Genomic DNA, 240 nt, shown 5'->3' on the forward strand with positions numbered 1-240 from the left:
GAGCACCGGTGAGTAGTTGTCGACGATGAAATCGAGGATGGCATAGAGGATGTAGTCCTCGCCCCGGGCGAGAGCGCGCGGGCAGCTCTCGCAACGCTCGCGGACCGGCGTGTAGGAGGTCGAGGCGATGGAGGCGGAGGTGCTGGCGAGCGCGATGACGCGGGCACAGATCGAGCGGCTCTATCTGCTGCGGCGCGACCTGCTGCGGCTACGCAACGCGGTCGGGCCGCTGGTGGAGGT

Annotated in this window: 1 pseudogene; it reads right to left on the reverse strand. The window is 67.9% G+C overall.

What is annotated here, in order from left to right:
- Window positions 1–126: pseudogene (locus tag FNJ47_RS52705) on the reverse strand (magnesium transporter); the annotation flags it as partial.
- Between the last annotated feature and the right edge of the window lie 114 nt (window positions 127–240).

This window comes from Bradyrhizobium uaiense (genome assembly GCF_010811875.1).
In the GTDB taxonomy this organism is placed as follows: Bacteria; Pseudomonadota; Alphaproteobacteria; order Rhizobiales; family Xanthobacteraceae; genus Bradyrhizobium; species Bradyrhizobium uaiense.